An 18,157-nucleotide genomic window follows, 5' to 3' on the forward strand; every position below is an offset into this window, starting at 1 on the left:
TTTCTTCGGAGCCGTCGTGCCGTGTGACCCCGCGGCAGCACTGGGAGGGGACGCCGGCCTGCGGCATCGACGCCGTGCGTTGATCCCCGTCCCGGACCCTCCCCTGCCGGGGCCACAAGCGGGCCCCGGTCCCCGCTGGGAGTCTGGTGCTGTGCGGTTGCCGTCAGCCTGCGGGCTGATCCCTGACAGCGCGGATCGGCGGGACTCCAGAATAGCTTTGAAGGCGTCAGCGAGTGCTGAGGCCGTACCTGCCGAGGAGCTATGCTCCTCGGCGCCGTGACCCCGTATCAGGCTGTCCCGCGGCAGCGCTGATCGGGTCCAGGGCCCGCAGGGTCCTGGCAGAGTGGGGGTATCGGGGGCGAGGCGGAGCCTTGCCCCCGGGCCACGGGCGCCACGCCGTCCCGGGGTTCCGGCGCGGTGGCGTCAGGCGGCGAAGAGGCGGTCCAGCTCCCGGTGATCCGGCAGGGTGGTGTCGATCGGCCTGCCGGCGCGCAGCACCACCCGCTCGCCGCGCCGGCGGGAGAGCAGCTCGTCCATCCGCCGGCCGCGGAACAGCACCAGATCCGCGACGCCGCCCACCGCGATCCGCCCGTGTTCCGGCAGGCGCAGCCAGTCCGCCGGGCGCGCCGTCACCGCCGCCGGCCAGTCGCCCACCGGCAGGTCCAGGTGGCCGATCCGCACCGCGTCGGTGAAGGTCTCCAGCATGTCGTGGTCGCCCCAGCGGTAGAAGGGGTCGCGGCAGTTGTCGCCGCCGATCAGCAGGTTGACGCCGCGCGCCTTCAACTCGTGCAGCAGGGTCACGCCGCGCCAGCGCGGGGTGCCGCCGGGGCTGCGGCCCTGGAGGTGGAGGTTCACGGGGGGAAGGGAGACGATGGTGATCCCCGCCTGGGCGACGAGGTCCATCACCTCCGACGCGAAGGCGGGCTCCTGTACCGCCAGGCTGCAGCAGTGGCCGCAGGTGACGCGATAGGGGAAACGGTGGCGGAGCGCCGCCCGCGCCACCGGGCCGAGCGTGGCGGCACCGGGATCGCCGCTCTCGTCCACATGCAGGTCGATCTCCAGCCCGTGCTGGGTGGCGAGGTCGAACAGCGCGTCCAGCGCCGCGTCGAGCTGCGCGGGCGTGGCGCCGGGCAGGCGGGTGGCGCCGCCCAGCAGCCCGCCGGCGGAGGCGATGCGGCGCGCCAGCGCCTCGCCCTCCGGTGTGGCATAGGTGTCCACCGGCACCATCCCCACCGCCTGGAGATCGATCCGCCCGGCCCATTCCGCGCGCAGCTCGGCGAAGACGGGCCAGGAGATGCCGGCCTGCGGGCCCTGGCTGTCCAGGTGCGTGCGGATCGCCGCCGTGCCCTGGGCATAGGCGCAGCGCAGGCCGAAGGCGAAGCGGGCGCGCACGTCGGCGGCGGACCAGTTCGCCTCACGGTCGGCGCGGACGGCGGCGGCGGCGCTCAGCCCCGTGCCGTCGGCATTGATGGCGCGCGGGGTGATGTGGCCCTTGTCCAGATGCGCGTGCGCCTCGACGAAGCAGGGCCAGACCTGCCCGGCATCGAGGTCCGCGGCGCCCTCCGGCGCGGTGGCCGCGGCGGGGGCGAGGGATTCGATCCGCCCGCCGGCGATGCCGATGTCGAGCAGGACCAGCCCCTCGGCATCCGCACCGCGGGCAAGGGCCACATCGGCCAGCAGGCAGGCGGGCACGGCGGCGCGGTGCAGGAGCACCGTGCCGTCCGCGGGCAGCGGCGGGAAGCCGCTCATGCCCCGCCGAAGAAGCGCAGCGTGTAGGCCTGCCTGTAGTCCAGCCCCGCGGGCAGCACGCCCGCCTCGACCATGGAGGTGTAGAAGGCCTCCCAGCGCGCATCGGTCATGGCGCCGATTCCCAGCTTGCCGGCATCGCCGGATTCGATCAGGCCGGACTCGTTCATGGTCTTGATCGCGAAGGCGATCTTTTCGGCGTCCATGTCCGGGTTATCTTTCTGGATCAGCCGGTTGCCCGGCGCCGGATCGCCGTGCAGATAGCTCTGCCAGCCCTCGGCGGTGGCCTTCACCACGCGCTGCAGCAGGTCCGGCTTCTCCGCCAGCAGCTTCTGCGAGGTGTTCAGCGTCTGGGAATAATCGGCCCAGCCGTAATCGGCCAGCAGGTGCACCACCGGGTCGATCCCCTGGCGCCGGGCGTCCATCGGCTCGCTGGTGGCGAGGCCCTGCATGGAGAGCTGCTTGTTCTGCAGGAAGGGGCCGATGTTGAAGGTATAGGGCCGGATCTGCTCGTCCTCGAAGCCGAAGCGCTTGACCAGCCAGGGCCAGTAGCCAGCGCGGCTGGAGGCGGCGACGAGGATCGGCTTGCCCTTCAGCGCCGGCAGCGTGTCGTTGCCGACGCCGGGGTGGGAGAGCAGGACGCGCGTGTCCTTCTGGAAGGTGGTCGCGATGACCACGAAGGGCAGCTTCTCCTGTACGTAGCGCAGGCCGATCATCCCGGACCCGGTTGCGATGTCCACCCGTCCGGCGAAGAGCAGGGCGTTGCTGTCGATCTGCGGCCCGCCCATGCGGACCTCCATGTCGATGCCCGCCTTGCGGTAGATCCCCTCGGCCACGCCCTGGTAGTAGCCGCCATGCTCCGCCTGGGCGCGCCAGGCGGTCTGCAGGGTGACCTTGTCCAGCACCTGCCCGCGGGCGGCGCGGGTGGAGCCCATCACGCCGATGGCGAGCGCGCCGAGCGCGGCGCGTCGGGACAGCAGGGGGGCGGCCATCACGCGGCCTCCCCGGCGATGGCGGCCGTGCTGCGCGGCGTGCCGGCATAGGTCCAGCCCTTGGCCCCGAACTTCGCGCCCGCGCTGGCGGCGACCGAGGCGGCGTCGATCGCCAGCTTGCCCGGGTTGAGCAGGTCGTAGGGGTCCATGCCGCGCTTGAAGGCGATCTCGATGTCGTCCACCGGCTTCATGCCGTTCTCGCGCACGAGGAAGGTGTGGTTGTTGGCGGCGATCGCGCCGTCCTCCTGCATCGCCGCGGTCACGGCGGCGAGCTGGGCGTCGTCCACATAGGGAAAGAGCGGCGAGCCCTGGAAGGAAAGCCCGCCGTCGAAGCGCTTCGCCTCGAAGTGCATCGGCCCCAGCTTCGCGAAGCGGCGGTAGGAGCGCTCGATCTTCTCCACCAGGTCCGGATCGCGGTAGAGGCCGACGCAGCCCACCAGCGAGCGGTCCACCTTGTTGACGTGGAAGCGCGTGTGGCCCCAGGCGAACTCGTAGATCGGGATGCCGTAGGGACCCTCGCCCTCCTTCGCGCGGGCCGTGATGGTGCCGCCGAAATCCTCGACCAGGGTCTCGAAGCTCTCGAAGAAGGGGGCCGCGATCATGCACAGGACCATGTCCTCGCCCTCCCGCAGCACGCCGGAGAGCGGCGTCATCAGCTTCGGCAGCGGCCACTGGTGCAGCGAGACGAGCTTCTTCACGATGCCGTCGGAGACGCTGACGGCGTGGCTGAAGCGCGTGGCGGTCATGAAGTCCTTGAAGCAGACCACCGCCTCCATCCATTCCCAGGCCGGGGCCAGCGGCATCTCCGCCTCCAGGATCAGCCCGTTCGCGCCATAGGCGTGGTGGACGAGGTTCACCTCCGTGCCGCGCAGCTCCACCACGCGCGGCTCCTCCTCCACGCTGACGACCTGCAGGCCGAGGATGTTGCCGCGGTCGCGCAGGATGCCGTAGGCGCAGCTCCCCACCCCCGCATGCCCGCCGCCGAGATAGCCGCCCAGCGTGCCCGCGCGCTTGGTCGAGGGGTGCATGCGCAGCTCCCAGCCGGTCGGGCGGGTGGCGGCGTCCACATCCACCATCCGCACGCCGGCTTCCGCCCGCACCACCGGGCCACGCACCCAGAGCACCTTGTCCAGCGCCGTCATGTCGATCAGCGCGCCGCCGCGCAGCGGGATGCCCTGGCCGAAATTCGCCGTCCCGCCGCCGCGCGCGATCAGCGGCATGCGGTGGCGCGCGGCACTGGCGGCGATGCGCAGCACGTCGTCGCGCGAGCGCGGCCGCAGGATCACGTCCACGCTGCGGTCCTTGGCCTCGCGCTTCAGCACGGGGCTGAAGGCGGCGCTCATGTCGCGCGACCTCTGCCGGACCAGGACCGGGTCGGTCTCCGCGGGGACGTCGCCGACGGCGTTCAGGAAGCCGGGGATGTCGGGCTGGGCGGGCTCGGGCACGGGCGGGGCTCCGGAAAGGGACCAAGGCGGTGCTGCATTGCAGCGCCCGGCCTGCTATCCCGGAAGCACATGTTTGCGCGCGCTCCGTTGCCTTTCAGGCAGCGGTGGCGGAAACGATCATGGCGGAGGGCATGGCATGCGGTCGCTGCATGGGCGGATGCTGCGCTACCTGGACGAGGTGGCGCGCGCCGGCTCCATCCGGAAGGCGGCGGAGCGGCTGAACGTCGCCGCCTCCTCCATCAACCGGCAGATCCTGGCGCTGGAGGAGGAGGCGGGCACGCCGCTCTTCGAGCGACTGCCGCGCACGATGCGCCTGACCGCGGCAGGGGAGGCGTTGATCGCCCATGTCCGCCGCACCCTGCACGACTTCGACCGCACCCAGGCGCAGATCGAGGATCTGCGCGGTCTGCGACGCGGCGAGGTCTCGGTCGCCATGATGGGTGGGCTGGGCGCCGAGCTGCTGGCCGAGGCCGCCATCGCCTTCGCCGAGCGCCGGCCGCGGGTGAAGCTGATCTTCCACCGCCTGGCGCTGCCGGCGATCCTCTCCTCCGTGCGCGAGGGGGAGACCGATCTCGGCCTGTCCTTCGGCACGGAGGAGGAGCGCGGGTTGCGCACCGTCTTCTCGCTGCCTTGCCCGCTCGGCGCGGTGGTCGCGCCGCGCCATCCCCTGGCGGAGCGCAGCGCCGTGCGGCTGGCCGATCTGGTGCCGCACCGCCTGATCCTGCCCGCGGCCAGCATGTCGCTGCGCGAGCTGCTGGAGAGCGCGCTAAAGCGGGACGGGTTGGCGCCGCAGCCGGTGGTGGAGGCGAACGAGGTAGAGGTGATCAAGCGCCTGGTGGTGCTGGGGCAGGGGGTGGCGCTGCTGAACCGGCTGAACATCGAGCTGGAGCGGCGCCAGGGCGAGCTGGTCTTCCTGCCGATCCTCGACCGCTCGCTGCGGGTGCCGAACCTGCGCCTGTTCCGCGCCGACCGCGGCGTGCCCTCCGTTCTGGCCTCGCTCTTCGCCGAGACCTTGCAGGGCACGCTGGAGGCGGCCCTGTCCGCCCAGGCGCTGGAGCCGTCGTGACGCGGGCGGGTAAAAGAAAACCCGCCGACCGGGGCCAGCGGGCAAGTGGGTTTGGGAGGCTTCACGTCGGGAGACGCGGGACCCGGACCCGGGCCCCACCCGGTGACGGGCACCGGATACCCGCAAGGCTAGACCTTTTGCGCCGCACCGCACGGATGCCGATTGCGGCGATCCGCCATGCGCTGGTTGCATGGTATGCGGGGGCGCATGATGTCGCCGGGCGAGGCGCCCGGCTCAGTGTTGCATCCGGGCCAGCTCGCTCACCAGGAAGTCGCGGAACACCGCCACGCGCTTGGAGTGCCGCATCTCCTGCGGATAGACGAAGAATGCCTCGATCCGCGGCGCCCGCAGGTCGGGGAGCACGGTGACGAGGTCGCCCATGTCGTCCTCCATGTAATCGGGCAGGGCGGCGAGGCCGAGGCCCGAACGCACCGCCTGGAGCATGGCGGGCAGGCTGTTCACCTCCACGGCGGCGCGGCGCGGGCTGCCGGGGCGGCGGCCGGCCTCGGTCAGCCAGTTGATGTCCTCCACCGGCGGCCGGTACTCGCCGTAGATGATCAGCCGGTGGTCATCCAGATCCTCCGGCCGCTGCGGCGTGCCCGCCTGCTCCAGGTACTCGCGGGAGCCGACGACCTTCCAGCCGAAGGTCGCGACGTGGCGCTGGATCAGGTCCGGCTGGTGCGGCGGGTGCAGGCGCACGGCCACATCCGCCTCGCGCATGGCCAGGTCCAGCTCCGTGTCGTCCAGCAGCAGGGTGACGGTGACGTCCGGGTGCTTGTCGATGAAGCGGTTCAGCCGGGGCGCCAGCCACAGCGCGCCGAAGCCCGTGGTGGTCGTCACCTTGAGGCGGCCGGCGGCGCGCTCCCTGCTCTCGGTCAGCAGCGTCTCCGTCATCGCCAGCTTGGCGAAGACCTCGCGCACCGTCTTGTTCAGCGTCTCGCCCTGCTCCGTCAGGATCAGGCCGCGCGCATGGCGGTGGAACAGCGGCACCGCCAGCGCCTCCTCCAGCGCCTGGATCTGGCGCGAGACGGCGGACTGGCTGAGGTTCAGGGATTCGCCGGCATGGGTGAAGGACCCCGCCTCGGCCACCGCGTGGAAGACCCGCAGCTTGTCCCAGTCGAGCGGCATTCGTGTCCCTCTCTGGTCAGGTGTAGGCGGCCGGGGCCGGGGCGGCCTCCGGCAGGCCGGCCAGCCACTTCTCCGCGTCCAGCGCGGCCATGCAGCCGCTGCCCGCGGCGGTGATCGCCTGGCGATAGATCCGGTCCTGCACGTCGCCGGCGGCGAAGACGCCCTCCACCGAGGTCTTCGTGCTGCCCGGGCTGGTCAGGATGTAGCCCGCCTCGTCCATGTGCAGTTGCCCGTGGAACAGCGCGGTCGCGGGGGCGTGGCCGATGGCGACGAAGACGCCCTGCACCGGCAGCTCGCTCCGCTCCCCCGTGCGGACGTGGCGCAGGGCGAGGGCGCGGGCCACGGGGACGCGGCCGGTCGCATCGGCCAGCACGGCCTCGACCGCCGTGTCCCAGAGGGGGTGGATATTGGGCTTCGCCATCAGCCGGTCCTGCAGGATCTTCTCCGCACGCAGGCTGTCGCGGCGGTGGATCAGCGTGACCTTGGCCGCGAGGCCGGAGAGGTAGAGCGCCTCCTCCACCGCGGTATTGCCGCCGCCGACCACCGCGACCTCCTTGCCACGGAAGAAGAAGCCGTCGCAGGTGGCGCAGGCCGAGACGCCGAAGCCGGACAGCTCCCGCTCGCCCGGGATGCCCAGCCACTTCGCCTGGGCGCCGGTGGCGATGACGAGGGAATCCGCGAGGTAGTGGTCACCGGAGTCGCCCTCGCAGAGGAAGGGCCGGCGCGAGAGATCCACGCGCGTGATGGTGTCGTGGACGATCCGGGCGCCGACATGCTCCGCCTGGGCCGCCATCTGGTCCATCAGCCAGGGGCCCTGGATGGTGCTGGCGAAGCCCGGGTAGTTCTCGACATCGGTGGTGATGGTGAGTTGCCCGCCCGGCTGCAGCCCGGCGACGACCATCGGCTCCAGCCCGGCCCGGGCGGCATAGATCGCCGCGGTGTAGCCCGCGGGTCCGGCGCCCAGGACCAGAAGCCGGGTTCGCCGTATCGGGCGGCTGGAATGGGAGGGGGAGTCTGACACGAAACCTTCCTGCGAGTCGCGGGGCTTGCACAGCATATCGGGCAGCCCTGCGTCCGCTGCAACCCGCCGCTTGAGGGGGCAGGTCTGGACGGCACGGGACATGCAAGGATATTGCGTAGCATCGCCGTCACGGGCAACGAAACAAATGTCATTCGAGTCTGTCGATCTCGATCCCACCGATCTGCTGATCATTTCGGAATTGCAGCGGGACGGGCGGATCACCAATGTGGAGCTGGCCCGCCGGGTGGGACTCTCCGCGCCGCCCTGTCTGCGCCGCGTGCGGCGGCTGGAGCAGGCCGGCGTGGTGCGCGGCTACCACGCCGAGGTGGAGCCCGTCGCGCTGGGCTGGGAGATCACCGTCTTCGCCCTGGTCGGGCTGGAGACCCAGAAGCTCTCCATCCTGGAGGCCTTCGAGGCGATGGTGACGGAATGGCCGGAGGTGCGCGAGTGCCACATGATCCGGGGCGGGGGGGACTTCCTGCTCCGCCTGGTGGCCCGCGACACGGCGCACGAGAACGCGCTGACGGCGCGGCTGACCGGGGCGAGCCACGTCCTGCGGGTGCAGACCCTCCAGGTCATCCGCACCGCCAAGGAGGAGCCCGGCGTGCCGGCCGCCCTGCCCGCAGGTGGGCGTTGAAGGCCCTGGCCCCGCCCTGCCCGGACATCCACCTTCCGCCCGCCTGACAGGGACGCGAATCACGTTCTGACAAGGAGAATTGCCATGCCCCACCCCGTCCCGCGCCGCCCGCTGCTGGGTGCCGCCCTGACCCTCGCCGCCGCGCCGCTGGCGGGCCGGGCCCGCGCGCAGGAGGCCTGGCCCAACCGGCCCGTGCGCCTGGTCGTCCCCTTCGCCGCCGGCGGCTCCACCGACATCCTGGCGCGGCTCGTCAGCGGCCCGCTCGGCGCGCGGCTGGGCCAGCCGGTGGTGGTGGAGAACCGCGGCGGGGCCGGCGGCACCATCGGCGCGGATGCGGTGGTCAAGGCGACCGACAACCACACCCTGCTGATGGCGGCGATCGGCACCGCCTCGATGAACTATGCCCTCTACAAGGGCAGCATCACCTTCAAGCCGGAGGACCTGGTCGCCGTCACCCAGGTGGCGCGGGTGCCCAACATCATCATCGCCGCGCCGTCCCTGCCGGCGAAGACCCTGGCCGAGGCGATGGCCCTGGCGAAGGGCAAGGGCGGGCTGACCATCGGCAGCCCCGGCAGCGGCACCAGCAACCACCTGGTCGGCGAGCTGCTGAAGGAGGCGGCCGGGGTGGAGCTGATCCACGTTCCCTTCCGCGGCGCCGGGCCGATGCTGGCGGAGGTGATCGCGGGGCGGGTGGACATCGCCGTGGACAACCTGCCCTCCTCCCTGCCGCATGCGCGGGACGGGCGGGTGCGCGGGCTGGCCGTGACGGGCACGCAGCGCGTCGCCGCCCTGCCGGATGTCCCCACCGTGGCGGAGGCGGGCTTCCCCTCGGTGACGGCCTCCGCCTGGTTCGGGTTGCAGGCCCCGGCACGGATGCCGCGCCCGGCGATCGAGCGGGTAGCGACCGAGTTGCAGGCGGCGCTGCGCGAGCCGGAGCTGCGCGCGAAGCTCGCCGAGCAGGGCGCGGAGCCGGTCGGCGACACGCCGGAGCAGTTCGAAGCCTTCATCCGCGAGGAGATCGCGCGCTGGACCGCGGTGATCCAGCGCGGGAAGATCACGGCGGAGTAGGGCAGCGCCGGTGCCCTCGGGGGGAAGGCTCCGCCTTGCCCCCCGTACCCCCCATCCGCCAGAAGCAGAGCCCCTGGACCCCCTTGGGGCTGCCGCGGGACAGGCTGCGATAGGGTCGCGTCGCCGGAGGTCCATGACCTCCGGCGGGATAGGCCGCCGCGCTCGCTGACGGATGTCTGCTTCTTACGAGCCTTGCCGGACTGCCCGTTCCCCGGGTTCAGCCCGCAGGCCAAAGCCCTGCCACGCGGAGCCAGGCTCACGCCGGGGTCCGGGGGCCGGCTCGCCTCCGGCGGAGGGGGCTACGGGGGGAGGCGGAGCCTCCACCCGGGGGCAGGCGCCGGCGTCAGGCCCGCCGGACGACGTAGTCCCCCGCCTCCAGGGCGGCGACGATGGCCTCGCCCTGGGCGGCGTCCCGCACCTCGATCATCAGCTCCAGCTCCGCCGACTGCACTGATGGCGCGGCGAAGAGGCGCTGGTGGCTGACCTCGATCACGTTTCCCCCCGCCCCGGCGACGCGGGTGGCGATGTCGGCCAGCACGCCCGGCCGGTCGGGGATGTCGAGGTGCAGGCGCAGGATGCGGCCGTCGCGCAGCATCTCGCGCAGCAGGACGTTGGCCAGGATGCGCGGGTCGATGTTGCCGCCGCAGACGGTGGTGGCGACGGTGCGGCCGGCGAAGCGCTCCGGGAAGGTCAGGATGGCGGCGAGGCCGGCGGCGCCCGCCCCTTCCGCCACCACCTTGGCGCCCTCGGCCAGCAGGGCGATGGCGGTCTCCACCGCGCGCTCCGGCACCACCAGCACCTCCGTGGCCAGGTGGCGCAGCATGGCGGTCGGCAACTCGCCCACGTCGCGCACGGCGATGCCCTCGGCGATGGTCGGGCCGCCGACCGCGACGGGACGGCCGGCCAGGCGCTGGGCCATGGCCGGGTAGCCCTCCACCTCCACGCCGTAGACGGGCATCCCCGGGCGCAGCTCGGCGGCCACGGCGGCACAGCCGGCGACCAGCCCGCCACCGCCCACCGGGATCACCAGCGCGTCGATTCCCGGCACGTCCTCCAGGATCTCCAGCGCCATGGTGCCCTGGCCGGCGATCACGCCGGGATCGTCGTAGGGGTGGACGAAGACGAGCCCCTCGGCCTGCCGCAGCGCATGGGCATGCGCCGCCGCCTCGGCCAGGGTGTCGCCATGCAGCACGACGCGGGCGCCCCAGCTCTCCGTCCGCACCACCTTGGTGGAGGGGGTGAAGCGCGGCATCACGATGGTGGCGCGGATGCCCAGAAGGTGGGCGTGCCGCGCCACGGCCTGGGCATGGTTGCCCGCGCTCATCGCGATCACCCCGGCCTCCCGCTCGCGCGGGGAGAGCAGGGCGAGGCGGTTGGCGGCGCCGCGCTCCTTGAAGGCGCCGGTGGCCTGGAGGTTCTCCAGCTTCAGCAGCACCGTGGCGCCGGCCGCGCGCGACACCGCCAGAGGCGCCACCAGCGGCGTGCGCAGCACGGAGCCGGCGATGCGCCCGGCCGCCGCCCGCACGTCGGACAGCGCCACATGGCGCGGCGGGGTCACCCCATCCGGCATGGCGGGCCTCAGGCGAAGGCGACGGCGGTGATCTCGACGGAGCGGGCGCCGCCGGGGGCGGGCACCTCCACGCTGTCGCCGGTCTTCTTGCCCAGCAGCGCCTTGGCGAGCGGGGAGGAGATGGAGATCGACCCGTTCTTCATGTCCGCCTCGTAGGCACCGACGATGCGGTAGGTCTTCTCGTCCTCCGTCTCCTCGTCGATGATCGTGACCCTGGCGCCGAAGCGCACCTGGTCCCCGGACAGCTTGGAGACGTCGATCACCTCGACCGAGGGGATGATCGATTCCAGCTCGGCGATGCGCCCCTCGATGAAGGACTGCTTCTCGCGCGCCGCGTGGTACTCGGCGTTCTCGGACAGGTCGCCATGGGCGCGGGCCTCCGCGATGGCGCGGATCACCGCGGGCCGTTCCTCGGCGCGGAGCACTCGCAGCTCGTCCTCAAGCCGGGACAGTCCCTCGGCGGTCATCGGGAACTTCTGCACGGCGTCAACCTTCCCTCAACGCATCGCGACCGCGGCCGCCCCGGCACGGTCTGGCGGGGGCCGCCGCGGCACGCAGGCCGAGACGGAGGGGGCGGGTGCCGGCATCGGCCGGACCCGCCCCAACGTCACGAATTCACGATCCCCGACAGTGGCTCTCCCGGGAAACGATCAGAATGAGGGGGCAAAGTAGGACTGCAACGGCGCCACATCAAGCGTTCCGGCCCGCAGCGCCGCGATGGCGTGCACGGCCGCCCGGGCGCCCGCGATGGTGGTGTAGTGCGGGATGCCGTTGGTCAGGGCGGTCCGGCGGATGTCGAAGCTGTCCGAGACGGACTGCCCGCCCCGGGCGGTGTTGATCACCAGCTGGATCTCGCCGGACTTGATGGCGTCCACGCAGTTCGGCCGGCCCTCCAGCACCTTCTTGACCTCGCGGACCTCCAGCCCCGCCTCGCGCAGCCGGGCGGCGGTGCCGCCGGTGGCCAGCAGGGAGAAGCCCATCTCGGAGAGGCGCCGGGCCAGGGAGACGGCGGCGGCCTTGTCGCTGTCGCGCACGGAGAGGAACGCGGCGCCCGCCTCCGGCAGCTTCACCCCGGCGCCCATCTGGGACTTGAGGAAGGCGCGCTCGAAGGAATGGTCGAGGCCCATCACCTCGCCCGTGGACTTCATCTCCGGGCCCAGCAGCACGTCCACGCCGGGGAAGCGGTTGAAGGGGAAGACCGCCTCCTTCACCGCGACGTGCGGCGCCACCGCATCGTCGTCCAGGCGGAACTCGGAGAGCTTCGCGCCCGCCATGACGCGCGCGCCGATCTTGGCCACCGGCACGCCCGTCGCCTTGGCAACGAAGGGCACGGTGCGCGAGGCGCGGGGGTTCACCTCCAGCACGTAGATCTCGCTGCCCTTGACCGCATACTGCACGTTCATCAGGCCCTTGACCTTCAGGGCGCGCGCCATCGCCTCCGTCTCCGCCTTCAGCTCCGTCACGATGGCGGGCGGCAGGGAATAGGGCGGCAGGGAGCAGGCGGAATCCCCGGAATGGATGCCCGCCTCCTCGATGTGCTCCATCACCCCCGCGACGTAGACGGCGCCGTCCGCATCGGCGATGCAGTCCACGTCCACCTCGATGGCGTCGGAGAGGTACTGGTCGATCAGGATCGGGTTCTCGCCCGAGACCTTGACCGCCTCCGCGCCGAAGCGGCGGAGCTGCGCCTCGTCATGGGCGATCTCCATGGCGCGGCCGCCCAGCACGTAGGAGGGGCGCACCACCACCGGGTAGCCGATGCGGGCGGCCTCGGCCACCGCCTCCTCGATGCCGCGCACCGTGCCGTTCTTCGGCTGCTTGAGGCCGAGCCCGTGCAGGAGCTGCTGGAAGCGCTCGCGGTCCTCGGCGATGTCGATCGCCTCGGCGCTGGTGCCCAGGATGGGGATGCCCGCCTTGCTCAGCGCCTGGGAGAGCTTCAGCGGGGTCTGGCCGCCATACTGCACGATGCAGCCCAGCACCTCGCCCCTCTCCTGCTCCTTGCGGACCAGGGCGATCACGTCCTCCGCCGTCAGCGGCTCGAAGTAGAGGCGGTCGGAGGTGTCGTAGTCGGTGGAGACGGTCTCGGGGTTGCAGTTGACCATGATGGTCTCGAACCCCGCCTCGCGCAGCGCATAGGCGGCATGGACGCAGCAGTAGTCGAACTCGATGCCCTGGCCGATGCGGTTGGGCCCGCCGCCGAGGATGAGGACCTTCCTGCGGTCGGAGACGTCCGCCTCGCAATGCGGCGTGCCGAAGCCGCCCTCGTAGGTCGAGTACATGTAGGCCGTGCCGGAGGCGAACTCGGCGGCGCAGGTGTCGATGCGCTTGTAGACGGGCTTCACCGCCAGCGCCTCGCGCGCCGCGGCCACGGCGGGCTCGTCCACCCCGGCGAGCTGCGCCAGGCGCTTGTCCGAGAAGCCCATGGCCTTCAGGCGGCGCAGCCCCGTGGCGTCGGCGGGCAGGCCCTTCGCCGTCACCTCCGCCTCGGCGCGGACGATGCCCTCGATCTGGCGGATGAACCACGGGTCGAACTTGCAGGCCGCGTGGATCTCCTCCACCGACAGGCCCGCGCGCAGCGCCTGCGCCACCGTCAGGCTGCGATCCGGCGTGGGCGTGGCGAGGGCCGCGATGTAGGCCTCGCGCGAGCCGTCACCGGGGGGGGCGATCTCGTCCAGCCCGCTCAGCCCCGTCTCCAGGCTGCGCAGCCCCTTCTGCAGGGCTTCGGCGAAGGAGCGGCCGATCGCCATGGCCTCGCCCACCGACTTCATGGACGTGGTCAGCGTCGCCGGGGTGCCGGGGAACTTCTCGAAGGTGAAGCGGGGGATCTTCACCACCACGTAGTCGATGGTCGGCTCGAAGGCGGCCGGCGTCGTGCGGGTGATGTCGTTGGTCAGCTCGTCCAGCGTGTAGCCGACGGCAAGCTTGGCGGCGATCTTGGCGATCGGGAAGCCGGTGGCCTTGGAGGCCAGCGCCGAGGAGCGGCTGACGCGCGGGTTCATCTCGATCACCACCATGCGCCCGTCGGCCGGGTTCACGCCGAACTGCACGTTGGAGCCGCCGGTGTCGACGCCGATCTCGCGCAGGCAGGCGATGGAGGCATCGCGCATGCGCTGGTACTCCTTGTCCGTCAGCGTCAGCGCGGGCGCGACGGTCACGGAATCGCCGGTGTGCACGCCCATCGGGTCGAGGTTCTCGATGGAGCAGACGATGATGCAGTTGTCCGCGGAATCGCGGACCACCTCCATCTCGTACTCCTTCCAGCCGAGCACGCTCTCCTCGATCAGCACCTCCGTCGTCATCGAGGCGGCGAGGCCGGCGGAGACGATCTGCTCGAACTCCTCGCGATTGTAGGCGATGCCGCCGCCCGTGCCGCCGAGCGTGAAGCTCGGCCGGATGACGCAGGGCAGCTTGACCAGCTCCAGCCCGGCGCGCGCCTCCTCCATCGTGTGCGCGATGGCCGAGCGCGGGCTCTCGATGCCGATCTTGGTCATGGCGTCGCGGAACTTCAGCCGGTCCTCCGCCTTGTCGATCACCTCCGCCTTGGCGCCGATCAGCTCGCAGCCGTACTTCGCCAGCACCCCCGCCTCGGCCAGCTTCAGCGCCGTGTTCAGCGCGGTCTGCCCGCCCATGGTCGGCAGGATCGCGTCCGGCCGCTCCTTGGCGATGATCTTCTCCACCACCTCGACGGTGATCGGCTCGATGTAGGTGGCGTCCGCCAGCCCGGGATCGGTCATGATCGTGGCGGGGTTGGAGTTCACCAGGATCACCCGGTAGCCCTCGGCGCGCAGCGCCTTGCAGGCCTGGGCGCCGGAATAGTCGAACTCGCAGGCCTGGCCGATCACGATGGGACCGGCGCCGATGATCATGATGGAGTGGAGGTCGGTGCGCTTCGGCATGGGTCAGGCTCCGGCGGAGCGCCGCACGAGGGGCAGCGCGGCAAGGTGGGTGAGGAACCAGAAGAGGGCGAGGGAGGCGGGCTCCCCCGCATCGGCGGCGATGGTGACGAGGGTATGGGCGGTGGCGGACACGGCCATCAGGCCCAGCAGGTCCACGGGCCCCGGGCGCAGCCGGCGGCGCAGGATGGTGCCGATGCCCCAGGCATAGACCACGCCCAGCAGGGCGATGAGGAGCCAGCGCATCATCGCTCGGTGGTCGCGAGCTTCACGGCGAGCAGGCCCAGCGCCCCGCCCAGCACCCAGCGCTGCGCCGCCACCCAGGCGGGGCGGGAGCCGAGGAAGGCGGAGACGCGCGCGGCGCCCAGGACGAAGAGCGCGTCGAACGCCGCGTTGATGCCGATCTGCACGAGGCCCAGCACGGCGATCTGCGACAGGGCGCCCCCGCGCGACGGGTCGAGGAAGGCGGGCAGCACGGCCACGTAGAACAGTGCCACCTTCGGGTTCAGCGCGGCGGTGGCGAGGCCGACCGAGAACAGCTTCGCATCCGATTCCCGGGGCAGGGGGCGGGGGGCGAAGATCGGCGCGGCGCCCGGCTTCAGGCATTGCCACGCCATCCAGCCGAGGTAGGCGGCGCCCCCCAGGCGCAGCACGTCGAAGCCGTAGGGCAGGGCCAGCAGCGCCGCCGCCACGCCCAGCGCGGCCGCGAGCATGATCGCGACGGTCCCCGCGACGCAGCCCGCCAGCGAGACCATCCCCGCCCGCGTGCCCTGCGCCAGCGAGCGCGAGACGAGGTAGAGCAGGTTCGGCCCCGGCGTGAGCGCAAGGCCCACGGACAGCGCGGCGACGGCGAGGATGGCGGTCAGCGACGGCATCAGCGGAAGGCCGCGTCGGGGGCGATGAAGCCCAGGATGGCGCGCCACTTCCACAGCCGGTCGCGCAGCCAGGCCATGGGCCAGGACGCTTCGGCCGGCCGGGCGAACTCGGCGAAGCCGGGCCAGATCACCCGATCGGCGTCCCAGCGCGGCGTGCCGGTCAGCGCCTCGATCCGGGCGAGCTCCACCACCCCGGCGACGAAGCCCTGCCCGTCGCGCAGGGAGAGCCAGCCCGGCATGAGGCTGCCCTCCGGCTCCTTGCCGAAGCGGGGCGGGCGCGGGCAGGCGACCAGCATGCCGTCGCCATCCGGGGCCTGCTCCACCGCGGCCGGCGCCGCGCAGTCCAGACGTGCCGGGGGCCAGAGCAGCACCACGACGAAGCCCAGCGCGAACAGGTTGCGCAGCCAGCGCTGCCAGCGGGGCAGTCCCAGGACGGGACGCGGTCGCGCGGGACGGAACAGCAGGGCCGGTCTCCTCAGCCCTGGGCCGAGAAGCCGCCATCCACCGGGATGGCCGTGCCGGTGATGAAGGCGGCGGCATCGCTCGCCAGGAAGGCGCCGATGCCCAGGAAGTCATCCGGCGTGCCCCAGCGCCCGGCCGGGGTGCGGGCGGTGACGCTCGCCTCCAGGGTGGGGACGTGCTGACGGGCGCCGCGCGTCAGGTCCGTGTCGATCCAGCCGGGCAGGATGGCGTTGCAGGTGATGCCGTCCTTGCTCCAGGCGGAGGCGAGGGACTTCGTGTACTGCACCACCGCGCCCTTGGCGGCGCCGTAGGCGGGGGAGAAGGGCAGCCCGAACAGCGAGAGCATGGAGCCGGTGTTGATCACCCGCCCGTGCCCGGAGGCCTTCAGCGCCGGATGGGCGGCGCGGCAGGTGCGCATCAGCCCGGTGAGGTTGGTGTCGAGGACGGTCGCCCACTCCTCGTCCGTGATCTCCTCCGGCCGCTTGCGGATGTTGCCGCCGGCATTGTTGACCAGGATGTCGAGCCGCCCGCCCAGCGCCACCGCCTCGTCCACCAGCCGTGCCGGGCCGGCGGGGTCGGTCATGTCCACGACCAGCGCGGCCGCACCCTGGCCCAGCGCCGCCACGGCGGCCTCGTTCTTCGCCGTGTTGCGCCCGGCCACGATCACCCGGGCGCCGTTCGCGGCGAGGCCGCGCGCGAGTCCGAGGCCGATGCCGCCATTGCCGCCCACCACCAGGGCGACGCGGCCGGTCAGGTCGGACAGCGCGCTCATGCCCGGTTCCTCTCGATCAGGTCGGTGAAGCGGTGGAACAGGTGGTGGCTGTCGGAGGGGCCGGGCGAGGCTTCCGGATGGTACTGCACCGAGAAGGCCAGCTTCCCCTCGGCGGCGATGCCCTCGTTGGAGCCGTCGAAGAGGGAGACGTGCGTCACCGTCACCCCCTCCGGCAGGCTCTTCTCGTCCACCGCGAAGCCGTGGTTCTGCGAGGTGATCTCCACCTTGCCGGTGGCGAGGTCCTTCACCGGCTGGTTCGCCCCGCGATGGCCGCGGTCAAGCTTGTAGGTCTTCGCCCCCAGGGCGAGGGCCAGGAGCTGGTGGCCGAGGCAGATGCCGAAGACGGGCACCCGCTTCTCCAGCACGCCGCGGATCGCGGGCACGGCGTATTCGCCCGTCGCCGCCGGGTCGCCCGGGCCGTTGGACAGGAACACCCCGTCCGGCGCGTGGCGCAGGATGTCCTCGGCGGTCGCGGTCGCCGGCACCACCGTCACGTCGCAGCCCGCATCGGCGAGGCAGCGCAGGATGTTGCGCTTGGCGCCGTAATCCACCGCCACGACCTTGTGCCGCTTCGCGGGGGCCTTGTCGTAGCCCTGGCCCCAGGACCACAGCCCCTCCTCCCAGCGGTAGCTCTGCCGGGTGGAGACCTCCTTCGCCAGGTCCATCCCCTCCAGCCCCGGCCAGCCGGCCGCCCGGGCGCGCAGCGCGGGCAGGTCGAAGACGCCGTCCGGGGCGTGGCAGATGACCCCGTTCGGCGCCCCGCCGTCGCGGATGCGGATGGTCAGGGCGCGGGTGTCCACCCCCGCGACCCCGGGGATGCCGTAGGACTTCAGCCAGTCCTCCAGGTCGCGCGCGGCGCGGTAGTTGGAGGGGGCGGTCGGGTCCTCCTTCACGATCAGCCCGCGCGCGGCGGGGGTGACCGTCTCCATGTCCTCGGCATTGGCGCCGACATTGCCGATATGGGGGAAGGTGAAGGTGATGATCTGCGCGGCGTAGGAGGGGTCGGTCAGCGTCTCCTGGTAGCCGGTCAGCCCCGTGTTGAAGCAGATCTCGCCGACCTGGGTGGCGGCGGCCCCGAAGCCGCGGCCCCAGAAGACGGACCCGTCGGCCAGGACGATGCAGCCGGTGGCGCCGGGGGGAACCGCGTCGGGGGTGGTGTCGGGCTTGGCTTGGTCCACGGGGGAGGTCTCCACGGGGGGCGTTTCCGGGGCGGGAGCGGCGCGGGATGCCGCAGGCTGGGCGGGCGCGCCGGAGAGGGCAACGCCCGGCATGTCGGACAGGCCGAGCCCGGTCGCGGCGATCAGCGCCGGCCAGTGCTTGGCGGGGACGGCCCGGGCCTGGCGCCACTTGCGCACCGCCTCCAGCCCGACCCCGCAGCGGGTCGCGACCGCCTCCGCCCCGCCGGCGAGGCCGATGATCTCTTCCACGGATCGCATGATGGCCTTATCTGGGAAGTGATTTCCCAAAGCAACCGAAACCCGG

General features: G+C 72.2%; 16 protein-coding genes. 3 read left to right on the forward strand and 13 right to left on the reverse strand.

What is annotated here, in order from left to right; all coding sequences use genetic code 11:
* Positions 1-423: 423 nt before the first annotated feature.
* The 3 genes from LPC08_RS02470 to LPC08_RS02480 are packed head-to-tail and all read right to left on the reverse strand — an operon-like array spanning position 424 to position 4,183.
* Positions 424-1,749, reverse strand: a complete 1,326-nt coding sequence (locus LPC08_RS02470; protein WP_230451151.1) for a cytosine deaminase — start codon at positions 1,747-1,749, stop codon at positions 424-426.
* Positions 1,746-2,738, reverse strand: a complete 993-nt coding sequence (locus LPC08_RS02475) for an ABC transporter substrate-binding protein (protein WP_230451152.1) — start codon at positions 2,736-2,738, stop codon at positions 1,746-1,748. Before LPC08_RS02475 ends, LPC08_RS02470 begins: the two co-directional genes overlap by 4 nt.
* Positions 2,738-4,183 (reverse strand): FAD-binding oxidoreductase, encoded by a 1,446-nt coding sequence (locus LPC08_RS02480; protein ID WP_230451153.1) that lies wholly within the window; start codon positions 4,181-4,183, stop codon positions 2,738-2,740. The genes LPC08_RS02475 and LPC08_RS02480 overlap by 1 nt, the downstream gene beginning before the upstream one ends.
* Before the next feature lie 136 nt (positions 4,184-4,319).
* Between LPC08_RS02480 and LPC08_RS02485 the strand changes: the two genes are divergently transcribed.
* Entirely contained in the window at positions 4,320-5,249 is a 930-nt protein-coding gene (locus LPC08_RS02485) for a LysR family transcriptional regulator (RefSeq protein ID WP_230451154.1), read from the forward strand.
* Positions 5,250-5,483: 234 nt separating this feature from the next.
* Here the strand turns inward: LPC08_RS02485 and LPC08_RS02490 are convergent, their stop codons facing one another.
* Positions 5,484-6,377 (reverse strand): LysR family transcriptional regulator, encoded by an 894-nt coding sequence (locus LPC08_RS02490; protein WP_230451155.1) that lies wholly within the window; start codon positions 6,375-6,377, stop codon positions 5,484-5,486.
* Positions 6,378-6,393: 16 nt separating this feature from the next.
* A complete protein-coding gene (gene trxB / locus LPC08_RS02495; RefSeq protein WP_230451156.1) occupies positions 6,394-7,398 on the reverse strand; it encodes a thioredoxin-disulfide reductase in 1,005 nt (334 codons plus the stop codon).
* Between the two features lie 145 nt (positions 7,399-7,543).
* On the opposite strand from trxB, the gene LPC08_RS02500 reads away from it, so the two are divergent.
* Together LPC08_RS02500 and LPC08_RS02505 are read left to right on the forward strand one after the other, a co-directional pair.
* Entirely contained in the window at positions 7,544-8,035 is a 492-nt protein-coding gene (locus tag LPC08_RS02500; RefSeq protein WP_230451157.1) for an Lrp/AsnC family transcriptional regulator, read from the forward strand.
* A gap of 84 nt (positions 8,036-8,119) precedes the next feature.
* Positions 8,120-9,103: a Bug family tripartite tricarboxylate transporter substrate binding protein gene (locus tag LPC08_RS02505; RefSeq protein ID WP_230451158.1), complete on the forward strand. Its 984-nt coding sequence runs from the start codon at positions 8,120-8,122 to the stop codon at positions 9,101-9,103.
* Between the two features lie 343 nt (positions 9,104-9,446).
* On the opposite strand, the gene LPC08_RS02510 is transcribed toward LPC08_RS02505, so the two are convergent.
* The 8 genes from LPC08_RS02510 to carA form a co-directional block, all read right to left on the reverse strand.
* Entirely contained in the window at positions 9,447-10,673 is a 1,227-nt protein-coding gene (locus LPC08_RS02510) for a threonine ammonia-lyase (protein ID WP_230451159.1), read from the reverse strand.
* 8 nt (positions 10,674-10,681) lie between these two features.
* Positions 10,682-11,155, reverse strand: a complete 474-nt coding sequence (gene greA / locus LPC08_RS02515) for a transcription elongation factor GreA (RefSeq protein ID WP_230451160.1) — start codon at positions 11,153-11,155, stop codon at positions 10,682-10,684.
* A gap of 168 nt (positions 11,156-11,323) precedes the next feature.
* The gene (carB, locus tag LPC08_RS02520; protein WP_230451161.1) at positions 11,324-14,569 is read right to left on the reverse strand and encodes a carbamoyl-phosphate synthase large subunit; all 3,246 of its coding nucleotides are present in this window, start codon (positions 14,567-14,569) and stop codon (positions 11,324-11,326) included.
* Positions 14,570-14,572: 3 nt separating this feature from the next.
* Positions 14,573-14,815, reverse strand: a complete 243-nt coding sequence (locus LPC08_RS02525) for a hypothetical protein (protein ID WP_230451162.1) — start codon at positions 14,813-14,815, stop codon at positions 14,573-14,575.
* A complete protein-coding gene (locus tag LPC08_RS02530) occupies positions 14,812-15,441 on the reverse strand; it encodes a LysE family translocator (protein WP_230451163.1) in 630 nt (209 codons plus the stop codon). The genes LPC08_RS02525 and LPC08_RS02530 overlap by 4 nt, the downstream gene beginning before the upstream one ends.
* Positions 15,441-15,812, reverse strand: a complete 372-nt coding sequence (locus tag LPC08_RS02535) for a hypothetical protein (RefSeq protein ID WP_230451164.1) — start codon at positions 15,810-15,812, stop codon at positions 15,441-15,443. Before LPC08_RS02535 ends, LPC08_RS02530 begins: the two co-directional genes overlap by 1 nt.
* 104 nt (positions 15,813-15,916) lie before the next feature.
* A complete protein-coding gene (locus LPC08_RS02540) occupies positions 15,917-16,675 on the reverse strand; it encodes an SDR family NAD(P)-dependent oxidoreductase (RefSeq protein WP_230451165.1) in 759 nt (252 codons plus the stop codon).
* Positions 16,672-18,114: a glutamine-hydrolyzing carbamoyl-phosphate synthase small subunit gene (gene carA / locus LPC08_RS02545; RefSeq protein ID WP_230452960.1), complete on the reverse strand. Its 1,443-nt coding sequence runs from the start codon at positions 18,112-18,114 to the stop codon at positions 16,672-16,674. Before carA ends, LPC08_RS02540 begins: the two co-directional genes overlap by 4 nt.
* Positions 18,115-18,157 lie beyond the last annotated feature (43 nt).

The sequence above is a fragment of the Roseomonas sp. OT10 genome (assembly GCF_020991085.1).
GTDB lineage: Bacteria > Pseudomonadota > Alphaproteobacteria > Acetobacterales > Acetobacteraceae > Roseomonas > Roseomonas cutis.